This window comes from Streptomyces sp. NBC_01260, from assembly GCF_036226405.1.
In the GTDB taxonomy this organism is placed as follows: Bacteria; Actinomycetota; Actinomycetes; order Streptomycetales; family Streptomycetaceae; genus Streptomyces; species Streptomyces laculatispora.
This window is the reverse complement of the sequence record NZ_CP108464.1, coordinates 5,739,173-5,758,820: the sequence shown is the minus strand read 5'-3', so window position 1 is coordinate 5,758,820 and position 19,648 is coordinate 5,739,173. Positions and strand designations below refer to the sequence as shown.

General features: G+C 70.7%; 18 protein-coding genes and 2 tRNA genes. 2 read left to right on the top strand and 18 right to left on the bottom strand.

All coding sequences use genetic code 11. The features are described from left to right. Positions 1–462: 462 nt before the first annotated feature. From OG322_RS25545 to OG322_RS25520, 6 genes are all read right to left on the bottom strand, one after another. Complete coding sequence (locus tag OG322_RS25545) at positions 463–1,308, bottom strand: DegV family protein (protein ID WP_123470928.1); 846 nt, start codon at positions 1,306–1,308, stop codon at positions 463–465. A gap of 174 nt (positions 1,309–1,482) precedes the next feature. Continuing rightward, positions 1,483–2,253, bottom strand: a complete 771-nt coding sequence (locus OG322_RS25540; RefSeq protein WP_123470931.1) for a hypothetical protein — start codon at positions 2,251–2,253, stop codon at positions 1,483–1,485. A 166-nt stretch (positions 2,254–2,419) separates the two neighbouring features. Next, positions 2,420–5,293: a leucine--tRNA ligase gene (leuS, locus tag OG322_RS25535; RefSeq protein WP_123470933.1), complete on the bottom strand. Its 2,874-nt coding sequence runs from the start codon at positions 5,291–5,293 to the stop codon at positions 2,420–2,422. A gap of 366 nt (positions 5,294–5,659) precedes the next feature. Then, a tRNA-Ala gene (locus OG322_RS25530) sits at positions 5,660–5,732 on the bottom strand. Positions 5,733–5,843: 111 nt separating this feature from the next. Continuing rightward, positions 5,844–6,077 carry a hypothetical protein gene (locus tag OG322_RS25525; protein WP_123470935.1) on the bottom strand — a complete coding sequence of 78 codons (234 nt, stop codon included), beginning with the start codon at positions 6,075–6,077 and terminating at the stop codon, positions 5,844–5,846. Between the two features lie 235 nt (positions 6,078–6,312). Next, a complete protein-coding gene (locus OG322_RS25520) occupies positions 6,313–7,794 on the bottom strand; it encodes an MFS transporter (protein ID WP_164494317.1) in 1,482 nt (493 codons plus the stop codon). A gap of 186 nt (positions 7,795–7,980) precedes the next feature. Here OG322_RS25520 and OG322_RS25515 point away from each other — a divergent pair, with 186 nt between their 5' ends. Continuing rightward, positions 7,981–8,916, top strand: a complete 936-nt coding sequence (locus OG322_RS25515) for a helix-turn-helix transcriptional regulator (RefSeq protein ID WP_329306974.1) — start codon at positions 7,981–7,983, stop codon at positions 8,914–8,916. 20 nt (positions 8,917–8,936) lie between these two features. On the opposite strand, the gene OG322_RS25510 is transcribed toward OG322_RS25515, so the two are convergent. The 7 genes from OG322_RS25510 to OG322_RS25480 form a co-directional block, all read right to left on the bottom strand. After that, positions 8,937–9,009: transfer RNA gene (locus tag OG322_RS25510), tRNA-Ala, on the bottom strand. A 128-nt stretch (positions 9,010–9,137) separates the two neighbouring features. Further along, positions 9,138–9,791 carry a histidine phosphatase family protein gene (locus tag OG322_RS25505; protein ID WP_123470941.1) on the bottom strand — a complete coding sequence of 218 codons (654 nt, stop codon included), beginning with the start codon at positions 9,789–9,791 and terminating at the stop codon, positions 9,138–9,140. Further along, positions 9,788–10,219: a ribosome silencing factor gene (gene rsfS, locus OG322_RS25500; protein WP_024494266.1), complete on the bottom strand. Its 432-nt coding sequence runs from the start codon at positions 10,217–10,219 to the stop codon at positions 9,788–9,790. The genes OG322_RS25505 and rsfS overlap by 4 nt, the downstream gene beginning before the upstream one ends. Before the next feature lie 214 nt (positions 10,220–10,433). Next, entirely contained in the window at positions 10,434–12,203 is a 1,770-nt protein-coding gene (locus OG322_RS25495; RefSeq protein ID WP_329306973.1) for an LCP family protein, read from the bottom strand. Between the two features lie 19 nt (positions 12,204–12,222). After that, the gene (gene nadD / locus OG322_RS25490; protein ID WP_123470946.1) at positions 12,223–12,840 is read right to left on the bottom strand and encodes a nicotinate-nucleotide adenylyltransferase; all 618 of its coding nucleotides are present in this window, start codon (positions 12,838–12,840) and stop codon (positions 12,223–12,225) included. Positions 12,841–12,878: 38 nt separating this feature from the next. Continuing rightward, the gene (locus tag OG322_RS25485) at positions 12,879–13,043 is read right to left on the bottom strand and encodes a hypothetical protein (protein ID WP_164494318.1); all 165 of its coding nucleotides are present in this window, start codon (positions 13,041–13,043) and stop codon (positions 12,879–12,881) included. 84 nt (positions 13,044–13,127) lie between these two features. Beyond that, positions 13,128–13,280 carry a hypothetical protein gene (locus OG322_RS25480; protein ID WP_164494319.1) on the bottom strand — a complete coding sequence of 51 codons (153 nt, stop codon included), beginning with the start codon at positions 13,278–13,280 and terminating at the stop codon, positions 13,128–13,130. Positions 13,281–13,390: 110 nt separating this feature from the next. Here OG322_RS25480 and OG322_RS25475 point away from each other — a divergent pair, with 110 nt between their 5' ends. Continuing rightward, complete coding sequence (locus OG322_RS25475) at positions 13,391–14,527, top strand: M48 family metallopeptidase (protein ID WP_123470949.1); 1,137 nt, start codon at positions 13,391–13,393, stop codon at positions 14,525–14,527. On the opposite strand, the gene OG322_RS25470 is transcribed toward OG322_RS25475, so the two are convergent. The 5 genes from OG322_RS25470 to proB form a co-directional block, all read right to left on the bottom strand. Further along, entirely contained in the window at positions 14,451–15,578 is a 1,128-nt protein-coding gene (locus OG322_RS25470) for an SCO2583 family membrane protein (RefSeq protein WP_124283985.1), read from the bottom strand. The two genes, OG322_RS25475 and OG322_RS25470, sit on opposite strands and share 77 nt — an antisense overlap. A gap of 284 nt (positions 15,579–15,862) precedes the next feature. Next, a complete protein-coding gene (locus OG322_RS25465; RefSeq protein WP_123470955.1) occupies positions 15,863–16,462 on the bottom strand; it encodes an SCO2584 family spore wall biosynthesis protein in 600 nt (199 codons plus the stop codon). Between the two features lie 65 nt (positions 16,463–16,527). Continuing rightward, the gene (locus OG322_RS25460) at positions 16,528–17,811 is read right to left on the bottom strand and encodes a glutamate-5-semialdehyde dehydrogenase (protein WP_123470956.1); all 1,284 of its coding nucleotides are present in this window, start codon (positions 17,809–17,811) and stop codon (positions 16,528–16,530) included. Positions 17,812–17,878: 67 nt separating this feature from the next. Then, a complete protein-coding gene (locus tag OG322_RS25455; protein ID WP_123470959.1) occupies positions 17,879–18,379 on the bottom strand; it encodes a hypothetical protein in 501 nt (166 codons plus the stop codon). Between the two features lie 144 nt (positions 18,380–18,523). After that, complete coding sequence (gene proB, locus OG322_RS25450; RefSeq protein WP_221198189.1) at positions 18,524–19,609, bottom strand: glutamate 5-kinase; 1,086 nt, start codon at positions 19,607–19,609, stop codon at positions 18,524–18,526. Positions 19,610–19,648 lie beyond the last annotated feature (39 nt).

Sequence of the window (19,648 nt, the reverse complement as noted above, 5' to 3'; positions counted from 1 at the left end):
CGGCCCCGGCGCCGGGGCCGGCGGCAGGCCCTCAGCCCGGGACGGACCCGCAGCCGGGGACGAACCCGAGGCCATGCCCACCGCCTGCCGGGCCACCCGGCCCCCGTAGCCGCCCGCCATGAGCGCGTCCGCACGGCTGCGCGAGGCCGCAGCGGCGGCGGCGCGGTCCGGAGCGAGGCGCCGTCGGCCGGGTCCGCCGCCCGCCCCGCTCCGGGCGCGCCCGTCCGAGGCGGGAACGCGGCCGGGTCCGCTACCGGGCCCGCCGCCGGTCCTGCCGAAGGGGCCGGTACGGCCGGATACGCCGCAGGGTCCGCTGGGTCCGCTCGGTCCGCTGGTTGCACGATGTGATCGGGAAGCCATGCCTCATGACGCTAGGCACTTCCACCGGAACCCGCTGAGGGCACCCAATTACGGTGGAAAACCCGCCCGTTGTGGATAACTCCACCACACCGGGCAGTGACATCAGCGCGGCGAAACCACTGCCCCCAGCAGCCCCGGACCGGTGTGCGCGCCGATCACCGCACCCACCTCGCTGACATGCAGATCGACCAGTCCGGGAACCCGCTCGCGCAGCCGCTCGGCCAGTCGCTCGGCCCGTTCCGGGGCGGCCAGGTGATGCACCGCGATGTCCACCCGCCCGCTGCCCGCCCGCTCGGCGACGATCTCCTCCAGCCGGGCGATGGCCTTCGAGGCCGTCCGCACCTTCTCCAGCAGTTCGATGCGGCCGCCGTCCAGCTGGAGCAGCGGCTTCACGGCGAGCGCCGAGCCGAGCAGCGCCTGTGCGGCACCGATCCTGCCGCCGCGGCGCAGGTAGTCCAGGGTGTCGACGTAGAAGTACGTGGACGTGCCCGCCGCACGCTTCTCGGCCGCCGCCACCGCGTCGTCCGGGCTGCCGCCCGCGTCCGCGGCCTCCGCCGCCGCCAGGGCGCAGAAGCCGAGGGCCATGGCGACCATCCCGGTGTCCACCACCCGTACCGGCACCGGCGCGTCCTTCGCCGCGAGCAGGGCGGCGTCGTAGGTGCCCGAGAACTCCGCGGACAGGTGCAGCGAGACGATGCCGCTCGCCCCGGCGTCGGCGGCCGCACGGTAGGTGGCGGCGAACACCTCGGGGCTGGGCCGGGAAGTCGTCACGGGGCGGCGCTTCTGGAGCGCCAGCGCGAGGGAGCGGGCCGAGATCTCGGTGCCCTCCTCCAGTGCCTGATCACCGAGGACGACGGTCAGCGGCACTGCGGTGATGCCGTGCCGTTCCATCGCCTCGGGCGGCAGGTAGGCCGTTGAATCGGTGACGATCGCGACATGGCGGGACATGAGCGGGAGGTTACCTTCCGGGGCGGTGGCTCGGCAGTCCGACCCCGACCGAATGATCAGTTCCGGTCGCTTCGAGCCGCATCCTGCCAGGCCCTGTCCTGCTCGACGCCCCGCTCGGCACCGTGGCCCCCGGCACTCCGCATCTGTGCCGTGAGAACCCGGACGTGCGCTTCCTCAGTTCGTGGTCTCGGGCCGCGCCCTCTTCTGCCACGGGTAGCCGGTCTGCTGCCGCGGGTCCGCAGCTGTGATGGCCTGCGCGATCCCCTCGTCTCCCGGCCCGTTTCCGTGCCCCTGCGCCCGCCCCTGCCGCTGGGCGGGTCCAGGGGCTCCCGCGGGGTCCTGCCCCGGTCCCTGGCCACGCTCGGCCGGGCTGCCGGGCTGCTGCCCCGGCGCCGGCTCCTCCGTCGTCCAGTGCCGCAGGGCACCGGCCTCCACGTCGATCTGGACGTTCAGCGCGGCCAGATCGTCGTCGGCGAACTGGCGGGCCCGGTCACGCGCGGCCCAGCGCAGCGACTCCGCGGAGCGCGTGATCTGCCCGGTGCGCTCCTTGAGTCCCGGCAGCAACGAGGTCACCGTCGTCTTGTCGGGCTCCCGCTCCAGCCTCTTCAGCTCGTCGTCCAGCTCGCGGCCGTGCACACTCAGCCGCTGGAACAGTCCCAGCGACTCGGAGAGCGAGGCGTCCTCGGTCACGCCCGTCTGCAGCGCCTCCTGCGTGGCCCGCATCGAGGTGCGCAGCGAGAGGCGCAGCTGTGCCAGCTCGCCGGCGACGCCCAGCTGCCCGTAGCTCTTCGCCCGCAGCGTGGTGTCCTCCACGGCGCGGCGCGCCTGCGTGATCGTACGGTCCACCCCGCGGCTGGCCGCCCCGATGACCTTGACACTCACATAGATGCCCAGGGCCACGAACGCGACGACGAGCAGCCCCAGGATCAGGATCACGGCTTCCATGAGTGCCCCTCGGATGGTGTGACGGCTGCCGACACGTGTTTACCGGCCCCTCCACCGTAAACGGAACGGGCAGGCCGAGGGTTCCATTGGAACCCCCAACCTGCCCGTAGGGGAAAGCCCTCACACCGTCACCACGGCGCCGGATGCCCAGGGCCTCTCGTCCGGATCAGGCCGGAACGATGTTCACCAGCTTCGGAGCCCTGACGATCACCTTGCGGATGCCCGCCCCGTCCAGCGCGGCGACGACGGCCGGGTCGGCCAGTGCCAGGGCCTCCAGCTCCGCGTCCGTGATCGACGGGGAGATCTCCAGGCGCGCCCTGACCTTGCCCTTGATCTGCACCACGCAGGTCACGGTCTCGTCGATGACGTACGCCGGGTCGGCCACCGGGAAGTCCTGGTGCACGACCGAGTCGGTGTGGCCCAGCCGGCGCCACAGCTCCTCGGCGATGTGCGGCGCCAGCGGCGCCACCAGCAGCACCAGCGGTTCGGCGACGGAGCGCGGCAGCGGGCCGCCCGCCTTGGTCAGGTGGTTGTTCAGCTCGGTGACCTTGGCGATGGCCGTGTTGAAGCGCATTCCGGCCATGTCCCCGCCGACACCGTCGATCGCCTTGTGCAGGGCGCGCAGCGTGTCCTCGCCGGGCTCGGTGTCGACGACGGTGACCTCGCCGCTGTCCTCGTCGACGACATTGCGCCACAGCCGCTGCAGCAGCCGGTACTGGCCGACGACCGCGCGCGTGTCCCAGGGGCGCGACACGTCCAGGGGGCCCATCGCCATCTCGTACAGACGCAGGGTGTCCGCGCCGTACTCGCCGCAGATCTCGTCGGGCGTCACGGCGTTCTTCAGGGACTTGCCCATCTTGCCCAGGACGCGGCTGACCTTCTCGCCCTCGTGGTAATACGCCCCGTCGCGCTCCTCGACCTCGGCCGCCGGGACCGCGATACCGCGGCTGTCCCGGTAGACGAAGGCCTGGATCATGCCCTGGTTGTACAGCTTGTGGAACGGCTCGGCGGAGGAGATGTGCCCCAGGTCGTGCAGCACCTTGGACCAGAAGCGGGCGTACAGCAGGTGCAGTACGGCGTGCTCGGCGCCGCCCACGTACAGGTCGACACCACCGGTCGGCTGCCCCTCGCGCGGGCCCATCCAGTACTGCTCGATCGCCGGGTCGACCAGCTTGCCGGCGTTGTTCGGATCCAGGTAGCGCAGCTCGTACCAGCAGGAGCCGGCCCAGTTGGGCATGGTGTTGGTCTCGCGGCGGTAGCTTCGCGGACCAGCCCCGTCGCCCAGGTCCAGCGTGACGTTGACCCAGTCGGCGTTGCGGGACAGCGGGGTCTCGGGCTGGGTGTCGGCGTCGTCCGGGTCGAAGGTGCGCGGCGAGTAGTCGTCGACCTCCGGCAGCTCCAGGGGCAGCATCGACTCGGGCAGCGGGTGGGCGATGCCCTCCTCGTCGTACACGATCGGGAAGGGCTCGCCCCAGTAGCGCTGGCGGCTGAACAGCCAGTCGCGCAGCCGGAAGTTGACGGTGCCCTCGCCGACGCCGTGCTCCTTCAGCCAGTCGGTGATGCGGGCCTTGGCGTCGACGACGCCCAGGCCGTCCAGGGAGATCTCGTCGTTCGCGGAGTTGACCAGCTTTGCCTCGTACGAGACGAAGGCGCCCTCCCACGTCGAGGCATCCGTGCCGCGGTCGTCCGATGGCTCGACGACACAGCGCATCGGCAGCTCGAAGGCGCGCGCGAAGGCGAAGTCGCGCGCGTCGTGCGCCGGTACGGCCATGATCGCGCCGGTGCCGTAGCCCATCAGTACGTAGTCGGCGATGAAGACGGGGACCTGCTCGCCGCTGACCGGGTTGGTCGCGTACGCGCCGGTGAAGACTCCGGTCTTGTCCTTGGCCTCGGCCTGCCGCTCCACGTCGGACTTGGCGGCGGCCTGCTTGCGGTACGCGGTGACGGCCTCGGCCGGGGAGGCGTGTCCGCCGGTCCAGACCGGGTGCGTGCCCTCGGGCCAGGTGGCCGGAATGATCCGCTCGACCAGCTCGTGCTCGGGCGCCAGCACCATGTAGGTGGCGCCGAACAGGGTGTCCTGGCGGGTGGTGAACACAGTGATGTCGCCGGCGCCGTCGACCGGGAAGTCGACCCGCGCGCCCTCGGAACGGCCGATCCAGTTGCGCTGCTGCAGCTTGATGGCCTCGGGCCAGTCCAGCCCGTCCAGGTCGTTCAGCAGCCGGTCGGCGTAGGCGGTGATGCGCATGTTCCACTGGCGCAGCTTGGCCTTGAAGACGGGGAAGTTGCCGCGCTCGGAGCGGCCGTCGGCCGTGACCTCCTCATTGGCCAGAACGGTGCCCAGGCCCGGCGACCAGTTCACGGGCGCGTCGGAGGCGTAGGCCAGTCGGTGGCCGCTCAGCACGTCGGCACGCTCGGTCGCGCTCAGCGCGCTCCAGTCGCGGCCGTCCGGGGCCGGGCGCTCGCCGCTCTCGAACTGGGCGACCAGCTCGGCGATCGGCCGGGCGCGGTCCGCCTCGGCGTCGTACCAGGAGTTGAAGATCTGCAGGAAGATCCACTGGGTCCACTTGTAGTACTCGGACTCGATGGTGGCGAACGAGCGGCGCTTGTCGTGGCCCAGGCCCAGCCGGCGCAGCTGCGCCGTCATGTTCTCGATATTGGACTCGGTGGACAGCCGCGGGTGCGTGCCGGTCTGTACGGCGTACTGCTCCGCGGGCAGGCCGAAGGCGTCGAAGCCCAGGGTGTGCAGGACGTTGTGGCCGGTCATCCGCTGGTGACGGGCGAAGACATCGGTGGCGATGTATCCCAGCGGGTGGCCGACGTGCAGGCCCGCACCCGAGGGGTACGGGAACATGTCCATGATGAACTTCTTCGGCTTGGCGGCCAGCTCCGGGTTGTCCGCCAGGTCGCCGGTCGGGTTGGGCGCCTCGTAGGTGCCCTCGGCGTCCCAGAAGTCCTGCCAGCGTGCCTCGATGTCGGCGGCCATCGCTGCCGTATAGCGGTGCGGCGCAGCAACGTCGGCTGCGGAATTCGTCTCGCTCATGATCCTCAAAGCTCCATCGATCGTCATCTGCCGGCGCCCACGTCTACGGACACGCGTCTACGGAAACGAAAAATCCCCTCGCACAGGAGGGGACGCCGCGCCGATGCCGACCAGGCATTCTCACCGGTCGGGAGTGATCAGCGCGGCTCGCTAAGCAGAAGGCGTACGGCACGCATGGCGTCAGGGTACCGCAACGGCCCGGCCACCACCCGGGCGCCGCCGATCCGTGGACACATCGGGATGCGGACCGTACGGCGACACCCACAAAAGCGGCGGACACTCCGCGTACCGCGCCCTGCCGGGGCGGCCACACAGACGAGCAGCGGGCCACCCGAATTCGGATGGCCCGCTGCTCGATCTTCACTGTGGAGCTAAGGAGAATTGAACTCCTGACCTCCTGCATGCCATGCAGGCGCTCTACCAACTGAGCTATAGCCCCGTGCTGTACCGCCCGGTCTCCCGCGGCGACATCGAGAACATTACCGGTCACCCCGGCCGTCCACCAAATCGATTCCGGTCTGCCCGATTCCGCCTGCTCGACGGGGCCCGGTCAGGCGGTGGCGAAGGAGTAGAAGCGCTTGAGCGTGCAGTGCTCCTCCAGCAGACGGCCGTAGATCGGCTCGCCCTCCAGCTCCCGGTAGGTCTCGATGGGGTCGCCCTTTATGACCAGCGCCTGTGCGCATTCCTCGCACCAGTACTGGTAGTCCGGATTGACCGGATCCATGTCCCTGACGATGGGCGTACCGCTGCCGCACCAGTCGCACTTCCGCCTGTGGGCACCCATGGGTCAGCTCCGGCTGCGGCCGCGGGCCGTGCACAAGGGGAGGGTTCCGCCGTTCCCGCCGGACGTCCGGGCCGTGGGGGGCGAACTGCCGACGGGGCGGCCGACGCGTACGCGGGCCTCGGGAACAGGGGGCAGGTCCGGGACCTCGTGGCGACTCGCAGGCATCGCGCACTCCCTCCCGTTCGGTCCGTCGCCCCCTCCGGCGGTCCGATTCTGCCATGACCCCGCAAGGGGGTCAGCCCTGCCGAGATCCCGTCGTCCGCCGACGCCGTACAAGACCCGCCGTCACACCCACGACCGCGGCCGCAGACAGTGCGAGGGCGCATACCCACAACGCCTCTCCCGAACCCTGCGCGCCAGGCGTAGCAAGGCGGTTGAGGTAGAGCGTGCCGAACCCCGCGACGCCGATCAGCTGGCCGAGCTGGGTAACGGTCACGAGTACGCCGCTCGCATCGGCCGCGTCCTTCGGCCGTACGTTCGCCAGGGCACCCGTAAGAGTGGGGCTGAAGCCCAGTGCCATACCGGCGCCGATGACGACGAAGACCACGTACAGCCCCGCACCGCCATCGCCGCCCTCGCGCATCAGGAAGCCGAGAGCCGCCGAACCGACGGCCACGAGCGTGAACCCGGCCGGGGCCAGGGCTCCCTGGAACCGGGCGGGCCAGTGCCGCCAGGTCAGCCCGATCGCGCCGAAGGCCACCGCGGTCGGCACGAACATCAGCCCGCTGCGCAGCGCCGAGTACCCCAGACCGCCCTGGACGTGCAGCGTCATCACGAAGAGGAAGCCCGCGTTGGTGCCCATCACCAGGAGAATGCGCAGCGCCGCCCGCGCCATGCCGGGGATGCGGAGCACCCTGAGCGCGATGAGTGGTGCGCCGCCGCGCGCAGCCAGCCGTGTCTCGTACGCCGTGAAGCCGGTGAAGAGCACCATGGAAGCGAGCAGACAGGTCCAGGTCCAGGCCGGCCAGCCCAACTCCTGTCCGAGCACCAGCGGAACGGTGAACAGGACGACGGCTGCGGCGAGCATCAGCAGCCCCACCAGATCCAGCCCGCGGGCCCGCGCCTCGCGCCGGGCCCGCCCGGCACGCGGCTCACCCGGCAGCACACGAACGCCGAGCACCAGCAGAACCAGGCCGATCGGCACATTGACCAGGAAGACCGGCCGCCAGCCTGTCCCGAACAGATCCGCGCTGACCAGCACCCCGCCCACCACCTGCCCGGCCGCGGCTCCGGTGGCCAGCACCGCCGCGTAGGCACCCAGTGCGCGAACCCGTGCCTCGCCGCTGAAGTGCTGCTGGATCAGGCTGAGCACCTGCGGGATCATCACCGCCGCGCCGATCCCCTGGATCACCCTGAAGGCGATCAACTGCCCGGTGCCCATGGCGAGTCCGCAGGCAAGCGAGGCAACGGTGAAGACAGCGAGACCCGCCAGATGGGCGCGACCGTGCCCGAAGACGCTGCCGAGCCGGGCACCGGTGATGAGCAAGACGGCGTAGGAGATGGTGTATCCGGCCACCACCAGCTGCAACCCGGCACCTGATGCGCCGAGTTCGGTGCGGATCGTCGGGGCGGCGACATTGACGATGAAGATGTCGAGCAGTGCCATGAACTGGGCGGCGAGCACCAGGGCGAGCAGCCGTCCGGGGCGTTTGTCGGTGGTGGGGTCTTTACTGGATACGGAACGTGGAGTTGCCTCGGAAGTCGTGGTCGTGGTCATGACCTCAAGGCTGGTCCCAGCCGTATACGGGTAACGAGAGCCCGCTGATGCTGGTACTGGCAGCACCTGGCAACACCCGGGAGGAACACCGACGATGGGGGTGTGACGACGGTGACGGCACAACATCGGGTAACACCGGAGCGATCGGGTCAACCGGCCCGCCCGGAAGCGGCCGGGCAGGAACCGGTGCTTCAGGAACGGGCGGAGCAGAACAGGAGGGGCCGGCAGCACGGCCGGCGGCCGGAGCTCGCCGACTTCCTGCGCAGCCGCCGGGCCCGGGTGACACCGGCCGACGTGGGCATGGCGCCGGGGTTCCGGCGCCGCACCCCGGGCCTGCGCCGCGAGGAGGTCGCCCAGCTCTCCGGGGTGGGGGTCACCTGGTACACCTGGCTGGAGCAGGGCCGTCCGATCAACGCCTCCGCGCAGGTCCTGGACGCGGTGGCGCGCACCCTCCGGCTGGACCCCTCGGAGCGCGAGCACCTCTACCACCTGGCCGAGGTGGCGTACATCCCGGGCAGACACTCCGACACGATCGAGGTCGGGCAGGAGGTCCAGGGCATCATCGACGCACTCGACCCGCACCCGGCGGTCGTCTACAACACCCGGTACGACGTACTGGCCACCAACGCCGCCTATCGCGATCTCTTCGGCGTACCCGAAGTGATGGACACCGGGATCCGCAATGCGCTGTGGGTGCTGTTCACGGTGCCCGAGAAGGACTGCCCGATCGTCCACCGGGCCCAGGAGCTGCCGCTCATGGTGGCGACCCTGCGGGGCGGCTACGGACGCCATACGGGCGAGCCCGCCTGGGAGACGTTCGTCGCGGAGCTCTCCGCGGCCAGCCCGTACTTCGACCGGCTGTGGCGCAGCGGGGACGTCGCCCCGCCCGGTCCCCGGGTGAAGACTTTCCGGCACTGTGCCGCGTCCGACGACATACGGATGACATCGGTCTCGCTCTCCGTCAACGGGCTGCCGGAGTGCCGGATCGTCGCCTACACCCCGGCCGACCGGGAGAGCGAACAGCAGATGGCGGCACTGCGCGCCCGCCGCGAAGTGTGTCCGCGAGGTGCGGTCGCCGGTCCCGGCCCCACCCGGGTCCAGAAAGAAGATCCCGCCCCCTGACGGGGACGGGATCTTGATTGTGGAGCTAAGGAGAATTGAACTCCTGACCTCCTGCATGCCATGCAGGCGCTCTACCAACTGAGCTATAGCCCCGCTGTCCGCTGTGTTTCCCTGCGTTTCCGCGCTGCGAACAAGAAGAACTTTAGCCTGTGACCAGCCGGAAAGTGAAATCAGGCCGGTGACGCGCGAAGGCGCCGTCCGGGCAGGGCTCGGACGACCGGTCAGTCGTCGTCGCCGAGCACCGGCTCGGGCAGCGTGCCCGCGTTGTGCTCCAGCAGACGCCAGCCCCGTGCGCCCTCGCCCAGCACCGACCAGCAGCAGTTGGTCAGCCCGCCGAGCCCTTCCCAGTGGTGCGACTCCAGGCCCAACAGCCGGCCGATGGTGGTCCGGATGGTGCCACCGTGGCTGACGACGACGAGCGTGCCCTCGTCGGGCAGCTTGCCGGCGTGTGCGAGCACGACAGGAGCGGCCCGGTCGGCGACCTCGGTCTCCAGCTCACCGCCGCCGCGTCGCACCGGCTCGCCGCGCTTCCAGGCCGCGTACTGCTCGCCGAACCGGCCCACGATCTCCTCGTGGGTGAGGCCCTGCCACGCGCCCGCGTAGGTTTCACGCAGGCCGGGGTCGTGCGCGATGCCGAGACCGGTGATCGCGGCGAGCTCGGCGGCCGTGGCCGCAGCCCTGCGCAGATCGGAGGCGACGATCGCGTCCGGCTTCAGCGAGGCGAGCAGCCGGGCGGCCCGACGGGCCTGTCCGACGCCGGCCTCGGTCAGCTCGATGTCCGTGGAACCCTGGAACCGGCGCTCCAGGTTCCACGCCGTCTGGCCGTGTCGCCAGAGGACGATCCTGCGGCCCCTGCCGCTTCCGCTGCCGTTCAGCTCTGGTCACCTTCCGTGCCGCCGGTGAGCTGTGCGTGCTCCTCGGCCTTGCCGCGGGTCTTCACGGCGTCCTCGGGCAGAGCGATCTCGGGGCAGTCCTTCCAGAGGCGCTCCAGCGCGTAGAAAACGCGCTCCTCGCTGTGCTGGACATGGATGACGATGTCGACGTAGTCGAGGAGGATCCAGCGGGCGTCGCGGTCGCCCTCGCGGCGGACCGGCTTGACGCCGAGCTCCTTCTGGAGCTGCTCCTCGATCTCGTCGACGATCGACTTGACCTGGCGGTCGTTGGGGGCCGAAGCCAGCAGGAAGGCGTCAGTGATCGACAGCACATCGCTGACGTCGTACGCAATGATGTCGTGCGCGAGCCGGTCGGCGGCCGCCTGAGCGGCGGCGTTGATGAGCTCGATGGAGCGGTCCGTGGCGGTCACAAGCAGGCTTTCGTCGGCGGGCAGATCGACCTCTAGGGTCTCACGGACCGCCGACAGCCCACGCAGCCATTTCCCGAAGACCGTTCAGCGGCCGTCCGGGACCACCACGCGGTGGCCCCGGGACCCCCGCGGGCGGCTCCGGAACGGCTGGGGGCGGCTCCGGAACCATCCCGCAGCCGCCCCACAGCCGACCGGGCCGGCCGACCCGGTCGGGCTAGTCGAGCTTGTAGTTCTGTCCGATGACGACGGACACGTCCGCGTTCCCGGTCGGCTTGCCCTGCTTCACCACGCTCGTCGGCAGACCGAGGGTCTTGGCGACCTGGGTCGCCTTCTCCTTGCCCTCGGCGTCCTTGTAGAGGACCTCGGAGGAGGCCACCGCGTCGGACTTCCCACCGTTGACGAAGACGTAGCCGCCGTTGACCAGCTTGATCCGGGCGGACTCCGTGCCGCGATCGCTGCCGGTGGCGTTCCTGATGGCGACCCGCACCGCCGCGTCCGCCGCCGGGGCCTTGACCGTGCCGCCCAGGATGTCCTTGACGACGCTGTCCGTGGCCGAGTCGGTGAGGCTGCCGTCTTCCTGGACCGGCAGCAGCGCCGTCTTGTAGTCGCCGACCTTGGCGTGCTCGGCGAGCTTGGCCAGGGAGGCGCCGAGGTCCTCCTCACGGAGCGAGGGGTCGAGGATCTGGGCGAGCGTCTGCACGGTGACGGTGGCGGCCTTCGGGTCGTCCGAGATCTTCCGCAGCACTCCGCGCATGACCTGCCCGAACCGCGTCAGCTGCTTGGCCTCGGCCTCGGCGGGGCCGCGGTAGGTGGCGTACGCGACGGCCATCGGGCCGCTGAGCGTCTGCGCCTTGCCCTTCTTCACCAGGGGCGAGGCCCCCTTCTTGGCGTCGGGCACATCGGTGTCGGTGTCGACGTCGATGTTGCCGACCAGGTCGACGAGGTTCTCCAGATACGGGGTGTCGAGCCGCCAGGTGCCGCTGATCTCGGTGCCGAGCAGCGTGTCGATGGACTCCCGGGTGCCGGTGGTGCCGTCGTCCTCGACCGACTTGCCGAGCGTGCTCGTGTTGCCGTCCTCGTCGGAGAGGGCGAGCGAGTTGGGGAGCAGGACCGTGGCTCCCTGCTTGGTGGTGACGTTGTCGACGAGCAGCGCCGTCGACGTACCGCCGCCCTTGGTGTTGTGGAGATGGACCACGATGACGTCCCGCCGCTGCGGACCGGTCGTCGCGGTGTCCTTCTTGTCCGAGGCGGAGAGGCCGGGGAGCTTGCCCGCGGACCACAGGTAGCCGACGCCGCCGACCACGACCAGGGCCACCACGACGATCAGGGCGACCATCCGGTTGTGGCCGCGGCGCCGTGCTTCCTCCCGGCGCTCGCTGCGGCTCTCGGTGAACTTGAGCCAGTCGATGACGTCTTCGGAGTCCTCGTCGGGCTCCTCGATGAAGGAGAACTGCTCGGTGCCGTAGTCGCGGTCGCCACGACGCTGGCCGGGGACGACTGCCTCCGACTCGGCGTCCGCTGCCGGACCGGGGTCCCGCGGCGGTGGGGCAGGCGTGGGAGCGGGCTCGAACGGCGGGGCCTGCTGCGGGACGTTCCACTGCTGAGCGGTGTCGACCGCGGCGGGCTGCTGTCCGGTGTCGTAGCCGTAGCCGTCGTAGCCGTAACCCTGCTGCGGGGCCTGGTGTTGTTGGGCCTGGTGCTGCTGGGAGGCGTACGGGTCGTACTGCTGCGGGGGCGGGCCCTGTTGTTGCTGCTGTTGCTGCTGGGCGTACGGGTCATAGCCGTAGCCCTGATCCGTCTGGGGCGCCTGCTGCCCAGGGTGTTGCTGCGCCTGCTGGGGCTGTTGGGCCTGCTGCTGCTGTTGCCCGTACGGGTCGTACTGCTGCTGTCCGGGCTGCTGGTACACCGGCTGCCCGTACTCGTCGTAGCCGACGATCTGCGGCTGCTGGTAGTACGGATCGTACGGATTCTGTCGGTCGTTCACCGGTGCCCCTCTCCGTGGCTCATTCGCCGCGGTAAAGCTGGCGCTTGTCGATGTAGCGGACCACACCGTCCGGCACCAGGTACCAGACCGGATCGCCCGCGGCGACCCTCCCACGGCAGTCCGTGGAGGAGATCGCCAGCGCGGGAACCTCCACGAGAGAGACACCGCCCTTCGGCAGACCGACGTCCGTGAGCACATGCCCCGGCCGCGTCACACCGATGAAGTGGGACAGCGAGAACAGCTCGTCGGCGTCCCGCCAGGTGAGGATCTGGGCGAGCGCGTCGGCACCGGTGATGAAGAAGAGGTCCGCGTCCCCGTGGACCGCGCGCAGGTCCCGCAGGGTGTCGATCGTGTACGTGGGACCGTTGCGGTCGATATCGCTCCGGCTGACCGAGAACTGCGGGTTCGACGCCGTCGCGATGACCGTCATCAGATACCGGTCCTCGGCCGCGGACACCTGCTTGTGGCTCTTCTGCCACGGCTGCCCGGTCGGGACGAAGACCACCTCGTCGAGGTGGAACTGGGCGGCCACTTCACTGGCCGCCACCAGGTGTCCATGATGAATCGGGTCAAACGTCCCGCCCATCACGCCGATTCGGCGCTTTCCGGGGCCGGTAGGCACTTCCTGCTCTCCCATGCGTGCAGAGCCTACTGGCACAGCTGTACGCCTCGGCCTCAGCGGTCGCGGTTGAAGCGCGTGGTGATCCACAGAAGGAGGAGAAGCGCGACAAACGCGCCGCCACCGGTGAGGAGCGGGCTGAGGCTTTCGTGATTGCCGCCGTGCTCGGCGCCCTCGGCGGCGACGGTGACCAGCTGGTGTGCGGTGCTCGTGAGGCTCATCTTCGGCAGGACCTATCGATCGGGAGTCGGAGGGGAGACGTCGCGGACATCGTATGCGGGAGCCCTGGGCACGCTCACGCCGACTCAGTCGTTGTTGTCGTCGTTGCGGTATCCGCGCAGCAGGAACCAGGCCAGCAGTGCGGCTCCGACGAGCGAGACGAGCAGCACGATGCGGAGCGTGTTACCCGGTCCCTGCTCTTCGGATGCGGCGGCGAGCAGAGCAACGGTGTGCGGCATGTCGGGCGTCTCCTCAGTTATCCACAGCCCCCCGCACACCGTAGCGCCAGCACCTAGGCTGGGATTTATCAGGGGGCGAGCGACGTCTCGTACGAACAGGGGGCCTATTCATGACCGAAAGCAGCCACGCGAGTCACGAGAACGTGCCGAGCAGGCAGCGCAGGCGTTTCCCGGGAATCTCGTCCCGGGCGTACGAACACCCGGCGGACCGCTCGGCCCTGGTTGCCCTGCGGAAGCTGAGCGGTTTCGACACCGTCTTCAAGGCGCTGAGCGGCCTGCTCCCCGAGCGCAGTCTGCGACTGCTCTTCCTGTCGGACTCCGTCCGGGTGAGCGACGCCCAGTTCGCCCATCTCAACGGCATGCTGCGGGACGCCTGTTACATCCTGGACCTGGAGAAGGTCCCGCCGATGTACGTGACACAGGACCCCCAGCCCAACGCCATGTGCATCGGGCTCGACGAGCCGATCATCGTGGTGACGACGGGACTGGTGGAGCTGCTCGACGAGGAGGAGATGCGGGCGGTCGTCGGCCACGAGGTGGGGCACGCCCTCTCCGGTCACGCCGTGTACCGCACGATCCTGCTCTTCCTCACGAATCTCGCCCTGAAGGTGGCCTGGATTCCGCTGGGCAACGTCGCGATCATGGCGATCGTGACGGCGCTGCGCGAGTGGTTCCGCAAGTCGGAGCTGTCCGCCGACCGGGCCGGGCTGCTGGTCGGCCAGGATCTGCGGGCCTCGATGCGCGGGCTGATGAAGATCGCCGGAGGCAACCACCTCCACGAGATGAACGTGGACGCCTTCCTCGCCCAGGCCGACGAGTACGAGAAGGGCGGCGACCTGCGCGATTCCGTGCTCAAGATCCTCAATGTGCTGCCCCGTACGCACCCGTTCACCACGGTCCGGGCGGCCGAGCTGAAGAAGTGGTCCGAGACCCGCGACTACCAGCGGATCATGGACGGGCACTACCCGCGTCGTGACGCGGACAAGGACACCTCGGTCACGGACGCCTTCAAGGAATCCGCCTCGCACTACGCCGATTCGGTGCGCAGCAGCAAGGACCCGCTGATGAAGCTGGTCGGCGACATAGCGGGCGGCGCCGGCGATCTGGGCGGCAAGCTCCGCGACAAGTTCACCGGCGGGGCCGGCGGCTCGGGCACCGGCAAGGGCGACGCTACGGACGGGGCACAGGAGCCCCGGAGCCCTGAGGACCCTGAGGGGCCGCAGGAGCCCGGTCCGGCAAGGAGCTGACCTCCAGCGTCCCGCACAGCGCGGCGGCGGGCCGGCCCGTCTCGTACGGGTCGGTGCCCGCCGGGCCTCTGGAGACCGCTCGCCGCCCGGCGAGCAGCGGCCGCAGCGCACCGCTGGTGTCGGCCGTGCAGGACTGCGGTCCGGCCTGGACGTAGCTGGTCCGCACCTCCAGCCGGCCCAGCCGCAGGTCCTCCCGGTCAAGCAGGAAGCGCAGCTCCCGCCGCACGGTGAACAGCGACGCGCCATCCGCCTGTTGGGGACCCGAGACGGCCGGGCGGAGCGCGTAGGTGAAGGTGTGGTCCGACACCACCTCCAGGGTGTCGGCCCCCGCCTCGGCGTACCGCAGCGTGCCCCGGACCCGGATCTCCGGGGCGGGGGCGACCTGGGCCGGGTCGAATCGCACGAGCCAGCCGCTCGCGGCGTGCTGCCCGTCGTCGTACGGCTCGTTCATGCTCCTCTCGAACTGGGCCATCTGGTCCGGGTCGAGCAGTGACTCCACCGGCCGCACCGTGTTCCCGCCGAGGACGTCGGGGTCGAGCGAGGAGGCCACCAGATAGTTCTTGACCGTGGTCAGAGCGGTGAGCACCTGGCTCTCCGAGAAGTTGTCCGTCCGCCGGGCCACCGGGACATTGATGCCTTCGGCGCCCTTCGGGTACTGGGCGGCGGGGCTGCTCGCGAACAGGCCGGCCGGCGTGCCCGGGGGTACGGCGCCGCGCGGCGCCAGGGGGACGAAGGTCATCCGCAGCGGTTCGACCCGTCTTCCGACGGGGGCCTGGTAGGGGTGGCGGAAGCCCATGAAGACGGCCGTGCCGAAGGCAAGGGCGATCAGGACGACCAGGGCGAGCGCGGCCCGGGAGCCGGTGCGCAGGGTCCGGCCCGGCAGGCTCCGTACGGCACGGGCGTGCTCCCCCATGCGCTCCTGGGCGGAGAACTCCTGAAGGCGGGCGGCCCGCACGAAGGACTCGTCGAAGACGAGCGACCGGTATTCGTCCTCGCCGCCGCTCGCGCTGTTCTCCGCCGGGCCTTCTGGTGGATCTCCGTGGTCTGCCATGACTTCTCCCGACTCCACGTCACCGACCGGAGGCCGGTGCGGTGCGCCCCTGCCGCGGCCGGACGGCCTGGGCAGGGCCTGCCCGTCATGCGGGGGCATGTCCGGGCAAGTGAGGAGCCCCCTCTTCGAGCAGTGAGGGGTCATACCTTGAGAGTAGGTCGATTGCGGCGAACGTAAACGCGGAGGCGGGCGCGGAACTGCCCCGGCGAGGGCAGCCGGGCGCGTCCGGGGGTACGGGCCCGGGGCGCGGGCCGGGGGGACGGCACTGCCGGGGCGGGGCTCCGTCAGGGCGTGCGCGGGGCCGCGGAGACCACTGGGCGGAGGTAGCTGCCCGAGACCGACGGGACCGCGGAGGGCGCCGGGGCGCTGTCCACTCCGGTGGTGGCCGGCGGCGGGACCTGGTCCTGCCGGTCCGCCGAGGTGTTGCGGTAGACGGCGCTGAAGGCCAGCGCGACCATCCCGATGCCCATCACCAGGGCGAGCAGCCAGGCCACCGGCCGGTGCCAGCGGGCGGCTCCCCGGTAGGGACGCAGGGCGCCGCCGTGGCGCCCGTAGGGGCCGCTGTCGTAGGAGTCGTCGCCGTCCGCGCCGAGCCGGTCGTCGTAGGCGCTCCCGCGGCCGTACCCGCCGCCCGGCCCGTAGCCGTCCTCGTAGAGCTCGTCGTCCAGCGGTCCGCCGCCGGACCGGGCCCGGGAGGCCTCCGCCTCGGCGCGCGCCTCGGCGGCCGCCAGCAGCCGCTCGACAGCGGTCGGCTCATGGAATGTGGCGGCCTGTACGAAGTCCTCGTCGAACACCACGGAGGCGAAGTCCTTGTCCGCGCCCCCGCGGTCGTCGTCGGGCTCCCAGCCGTTCGGGAACGGCCTGCCCCCCACGTCGTCCGGCACGGCTTCAGCCTAGCCCCGGAGGGTCGTTTTGGGCAGGGAGACCGCACATTCGTCGCATCCCGAGCTCACCTCACATGGCCGTCGCCGGTCACGATGTACTTCGTGGAGGTCAGTTCCGGCAGCCCCATCGGGCCCCTGGCGTGCAGCTTCTGCGTGGAGATTCCGATCTCGGCGCCGAAGCCGAACTGGCCGCCGTCGGTGAAACGCGTCGAGGCGTTCACGGTCACCGTCGTCGAATCCACCAACTGGGTGAAACGGCGGGCCGCCGCCTGCGAGGTGGTCACGATCGCCTCGGTGTGGCCGGACGACCAGAGCCGGATGTGCGCCACGGCCGCGTCCAGCGACTCCACGACGGCGGCCGCGATGTCGTACGAGAGGTACTCGGTCTCCCAGTCCTCCGGCGTCGCCGCCACCACGGTGGCCTTGGACCCCTCGGCGTGCTCCATGACCCGTTCGTCGCCGTGCACGGTCACACCGGCCTCGGCCAGGGCGTCCAGGGCGCGCGGCAGGAACGCCTCGGCGACGTCCTTGTGGACCAGGAGCGTCTCGGCGGCGTTGCAGACGCTCGGGCGCTGCGCCTTGGAGTTGACCAGGATGGCGACGGCCATGTCGAGGTCGGTCTGGGCGTCCACGTACACATGGCAGTTACCGGTACCGGTCTCGATCACCGGGACGGTGGATTCCTCGACGACGGTGCGGATCAGGGAGGCGCCTCCGCGCGGGATGAGCACGTCGACCAGACCGCGGGCCCGCATGAGCTCCCGTACGGAGTCACGGTTCTCGCCCGGCACCAGCTGAACCGCGTCGGCCGGCAGACCGGAGCCGCCGACCGCGTCGCGCAGGACCCGGACCAGCGCCTTGTTGGACGCGTGGGCGGAGGACGAACCGCGCAGCAGGACCGCGTTGCCCGACTTCAGGCAGAGGGCCGCGGCGTCCACCGTCACATTGGGCCGGGCCTCGTAGATGATCCCGACCACGCCGAGCGGCACCCGGACCTGGCGCAGATCGATGCCGTTGGGGAGCGTCGAGCCGCGCACCACCTCACCGACCGGGTCGGGCAGCGCCGCCACGTCCCGCACATCGGCGGCGATGGCGCGGATCCGCTCGGGGTTGAGGGTGAGCCGGTCGACGACCGACTCACTGGTCCCGGCCTCGCGGGCGCGCGCCACGTCCTCGGCGTTGGCCGCGATGATGTCGCTCGTCCGTACTTCGAGCGCGTCCGCGATCGCCAGCAGCGCGTCGTCCTTCGCCGCGCGCGGAAGCGGCGCGATGTCGGCGGCTGCGGAGCGTGCCCGGTAGGCGGCCTGGACGACCGGGGACATGTTGTCGTACGGCGAAAGCGTGGTCATGCCCGCAGAGTAGTGCGCACACTGCGGGCATCCGTCACGTATCCCGTGATGCGAGACAGCCGCCGGGTCAGTACGGGTGCACACCGACCGGGGCCGCCGGGGGCGGCCCGTATCCCTCGGCGATGCGCTGGTGGTACGTCTCGCGGTCGATGACCTCCAGGCCGACGATCTCCCACGGCGGCAGACCGGCGCTGGAGCGGTGCTCACCCCACAGCCTCAGGGCGACCGCCGCCGCGTCGTGCAGGTCGCGGGCCTCTTCCCAGTAGCGGATCTCCGCGTGGTCGTTGGCGTACCGGCTGGTCAGCAGGAAGGGGTGGTCGTGCGCGAGCTGTTCGAGACCGCGTCTGACCTCCTTCAGTGGAATCTCGGCACCCGAGACGCAGAGCGTGATGTGCCACAGCTTCGACTGGATGAGCTCCTGGCCCACCGCCGTCTGTTCGGCCCCGGTCGTCCGCTCGTCCCTGAGGTCCGCGGACCTCCTCCCGTCGAAGTCGGCACCTGCTCCGACGCTGGTCAGGGCGCGGCCACCCGTTCCTCGGGGCGGCGCCCCCGGGCGCGCTCGTCTCACCGGCGGCCTCCTGTGAATGTGTTGCTGTGCTGTGTACCCCGCAGTGTCCCTGCTACAAAGTGGACCAGTCCGCGGCCCGGCGTGGGGCGGTTTTCGTGAAGGTCTCTGCCCGAAGGCTGGACTTTCAGCCGTTTCAGGGGTTTGTCAGCTGTGCAGGACGACAAGATCGTCCCTGTGTACGACCTCGCGCTCGTAGGCGGGGCCCAGTTCGCGCGCCAGATCGTGGGTGGAGCGGCCGAGGAGCTGCGGGATCTCCTTGGCGTCGAAGTTGACGAGCCCGCGGGCCACCGGCCGGCCGCGCAGATCGCGCAGCTCCACCGGGTCGCCCGCGGCGAACTCGCCCTCGACCGCGGCGATCCCGGCCGGCAGCAGCGAGCTGTGTCGCTCGACGACCGCCTGCACGGCGCCGTCGTCCAGGGTCAGCGAGCCCTGCGGGGTGGAGGCGTGGGCGAGCCAGAGCAGCCGGTCCGCGGAGCGGCGTCCGGTGCGGTGGAAGTACGTACCGGTGTCGCGGCCCGCCAGCGCGTCCGCCGCGTGGCTCGCCGAGGTCAGCACGACCGGGACGCCGGCGGCGGTGGCGATCCGGGCGGCCTCGACCTTGGTGACCATGCCGCCGGTCCCGACGCCCGCCTTGCCCGCGCTGCCGATGCTGACCCCGGCCAGGTCGGCGGGGCCGGTGATCTCCGCGATGCGGGTGGTGCCGGGGATGCTCGGGTCGCCGTCGTAGAGGCCGTCCACGTCCGAGAGGAGGATCAGCAGATCGGCGCGGACCAGGTGGGCGACGAGCGCGGCGAGCCGGTCGTTGTCGCCGAACCGGATCTCGTCGGTGGCGACGGTGTCGTTCTCGTTGACGATCGGCAGCGCGCCCATGTCCAGGAGCTGGTCCAGGGTGCGGTAGGCGTTGCGGTAGTGCGCGCGGCGGCTGGTGTCGTTGCTGGTGAGCAGCACCTGGCCGACGCGGACGCCGTAGCGGGCGAAGGAGGCGGTGTAGCGGGCGACGAGCAGTCCCTGGCCTACGCTGGCGGCCGCCTGCTGCCTGGCCAGGTCCTTGGGTCTGCGGTGCAGCCCGAGCGGGGCCAGTCCGGCCGCGATGGCGCCGCTGGAGACCAGGACGACCTCCCGCTCACCGCCGCTGCGCACCTTGGCGAGCACGTCGACGAGCGCGTCGACGCGGTCCGCGTCGAGTCCGCCGGTGGCTGTGGTGAGGGAGGAGGAACCGACCTTGACCACGATCCTGCGGGCCTCCGTGACGCCCTGCCTTGCCCCTGA

Coding starts and splice junctions, on each gene's coding strand:
- OG322_RS25545 (WP_123470928.1), bottom strand. CDS start 1,308: ATGTCCCGCCATGTCGCGATCGTCACCGATTCAACGGCCTACCTGCCG.
- OG322_RS25540 (WP_123470931.1), bottom strand. CDS start 2,253: ATGGAAGCCGTGATCCTGATCCTGGGGCTGCTCGTCGTCGCGTTCGTG.
- leuS (WP_123470933.1), bottom strand. CDS start 5,293: ATGAGCGAGACGAATTCCGCAGCCGACGTTGCTGCGCCGCACCGCTAT.
- OG322_RS25525 (WP_123470935.1), bottom strand. CDS start 6,077: ATGGGTGCCCACAGGCGGAAGTGCGACTGGTGCGGCAGCGGTACGCCC.
- OG322_RS25520 (WP_164494317.1), bottom strand. CDS start 7,794: ATGACCACGACCACGACTTCCGAGGCAACTCCACGTTCCGTATCCAGT.
- nadD (WP_123470946.1), bottom strand. CDS start 12,840: ATGGGAGAGCAGGAAGTGCCTACCGGCCCCGGAAAGCGCCGAATCGGC.
- OG322_RS25485 (WP_164494318.1), bottom strand. CDS start 13,043: ATGAGCCTCACGAGCACCGCACACCAGCTGGTCACCGTCGCCGCCGAG.
- OG322_RS25480 (WP_164494319.1), bottom strand. CDS start 13,280: ATGCCGCACACCGTTGCTCTGCTCGCCGCCGCATCCGAAGAGCAGGGA.
- OG322_RS25475 (WP_123470949.1), top strand. CDS start 13,391: ATGACCGAAAGCAGCCACGCGAGTCACGAGAACGTGCCGAGCAGGCAG.
- OG322_RS25470 (WP_124283985.1), bottom strand. CDS start 15,578: ATGGCAGACCACGGAGATCCACCAGAAGGCCCGGCGGAGAACAGCGCG.
- OG322_RS25460 (WP_123470956.1), bottom strand. CDS start 17,811: ATGACCACGCTTTCGCCGTACGACAACATGTCCCCGGTCGTCCAGGCC.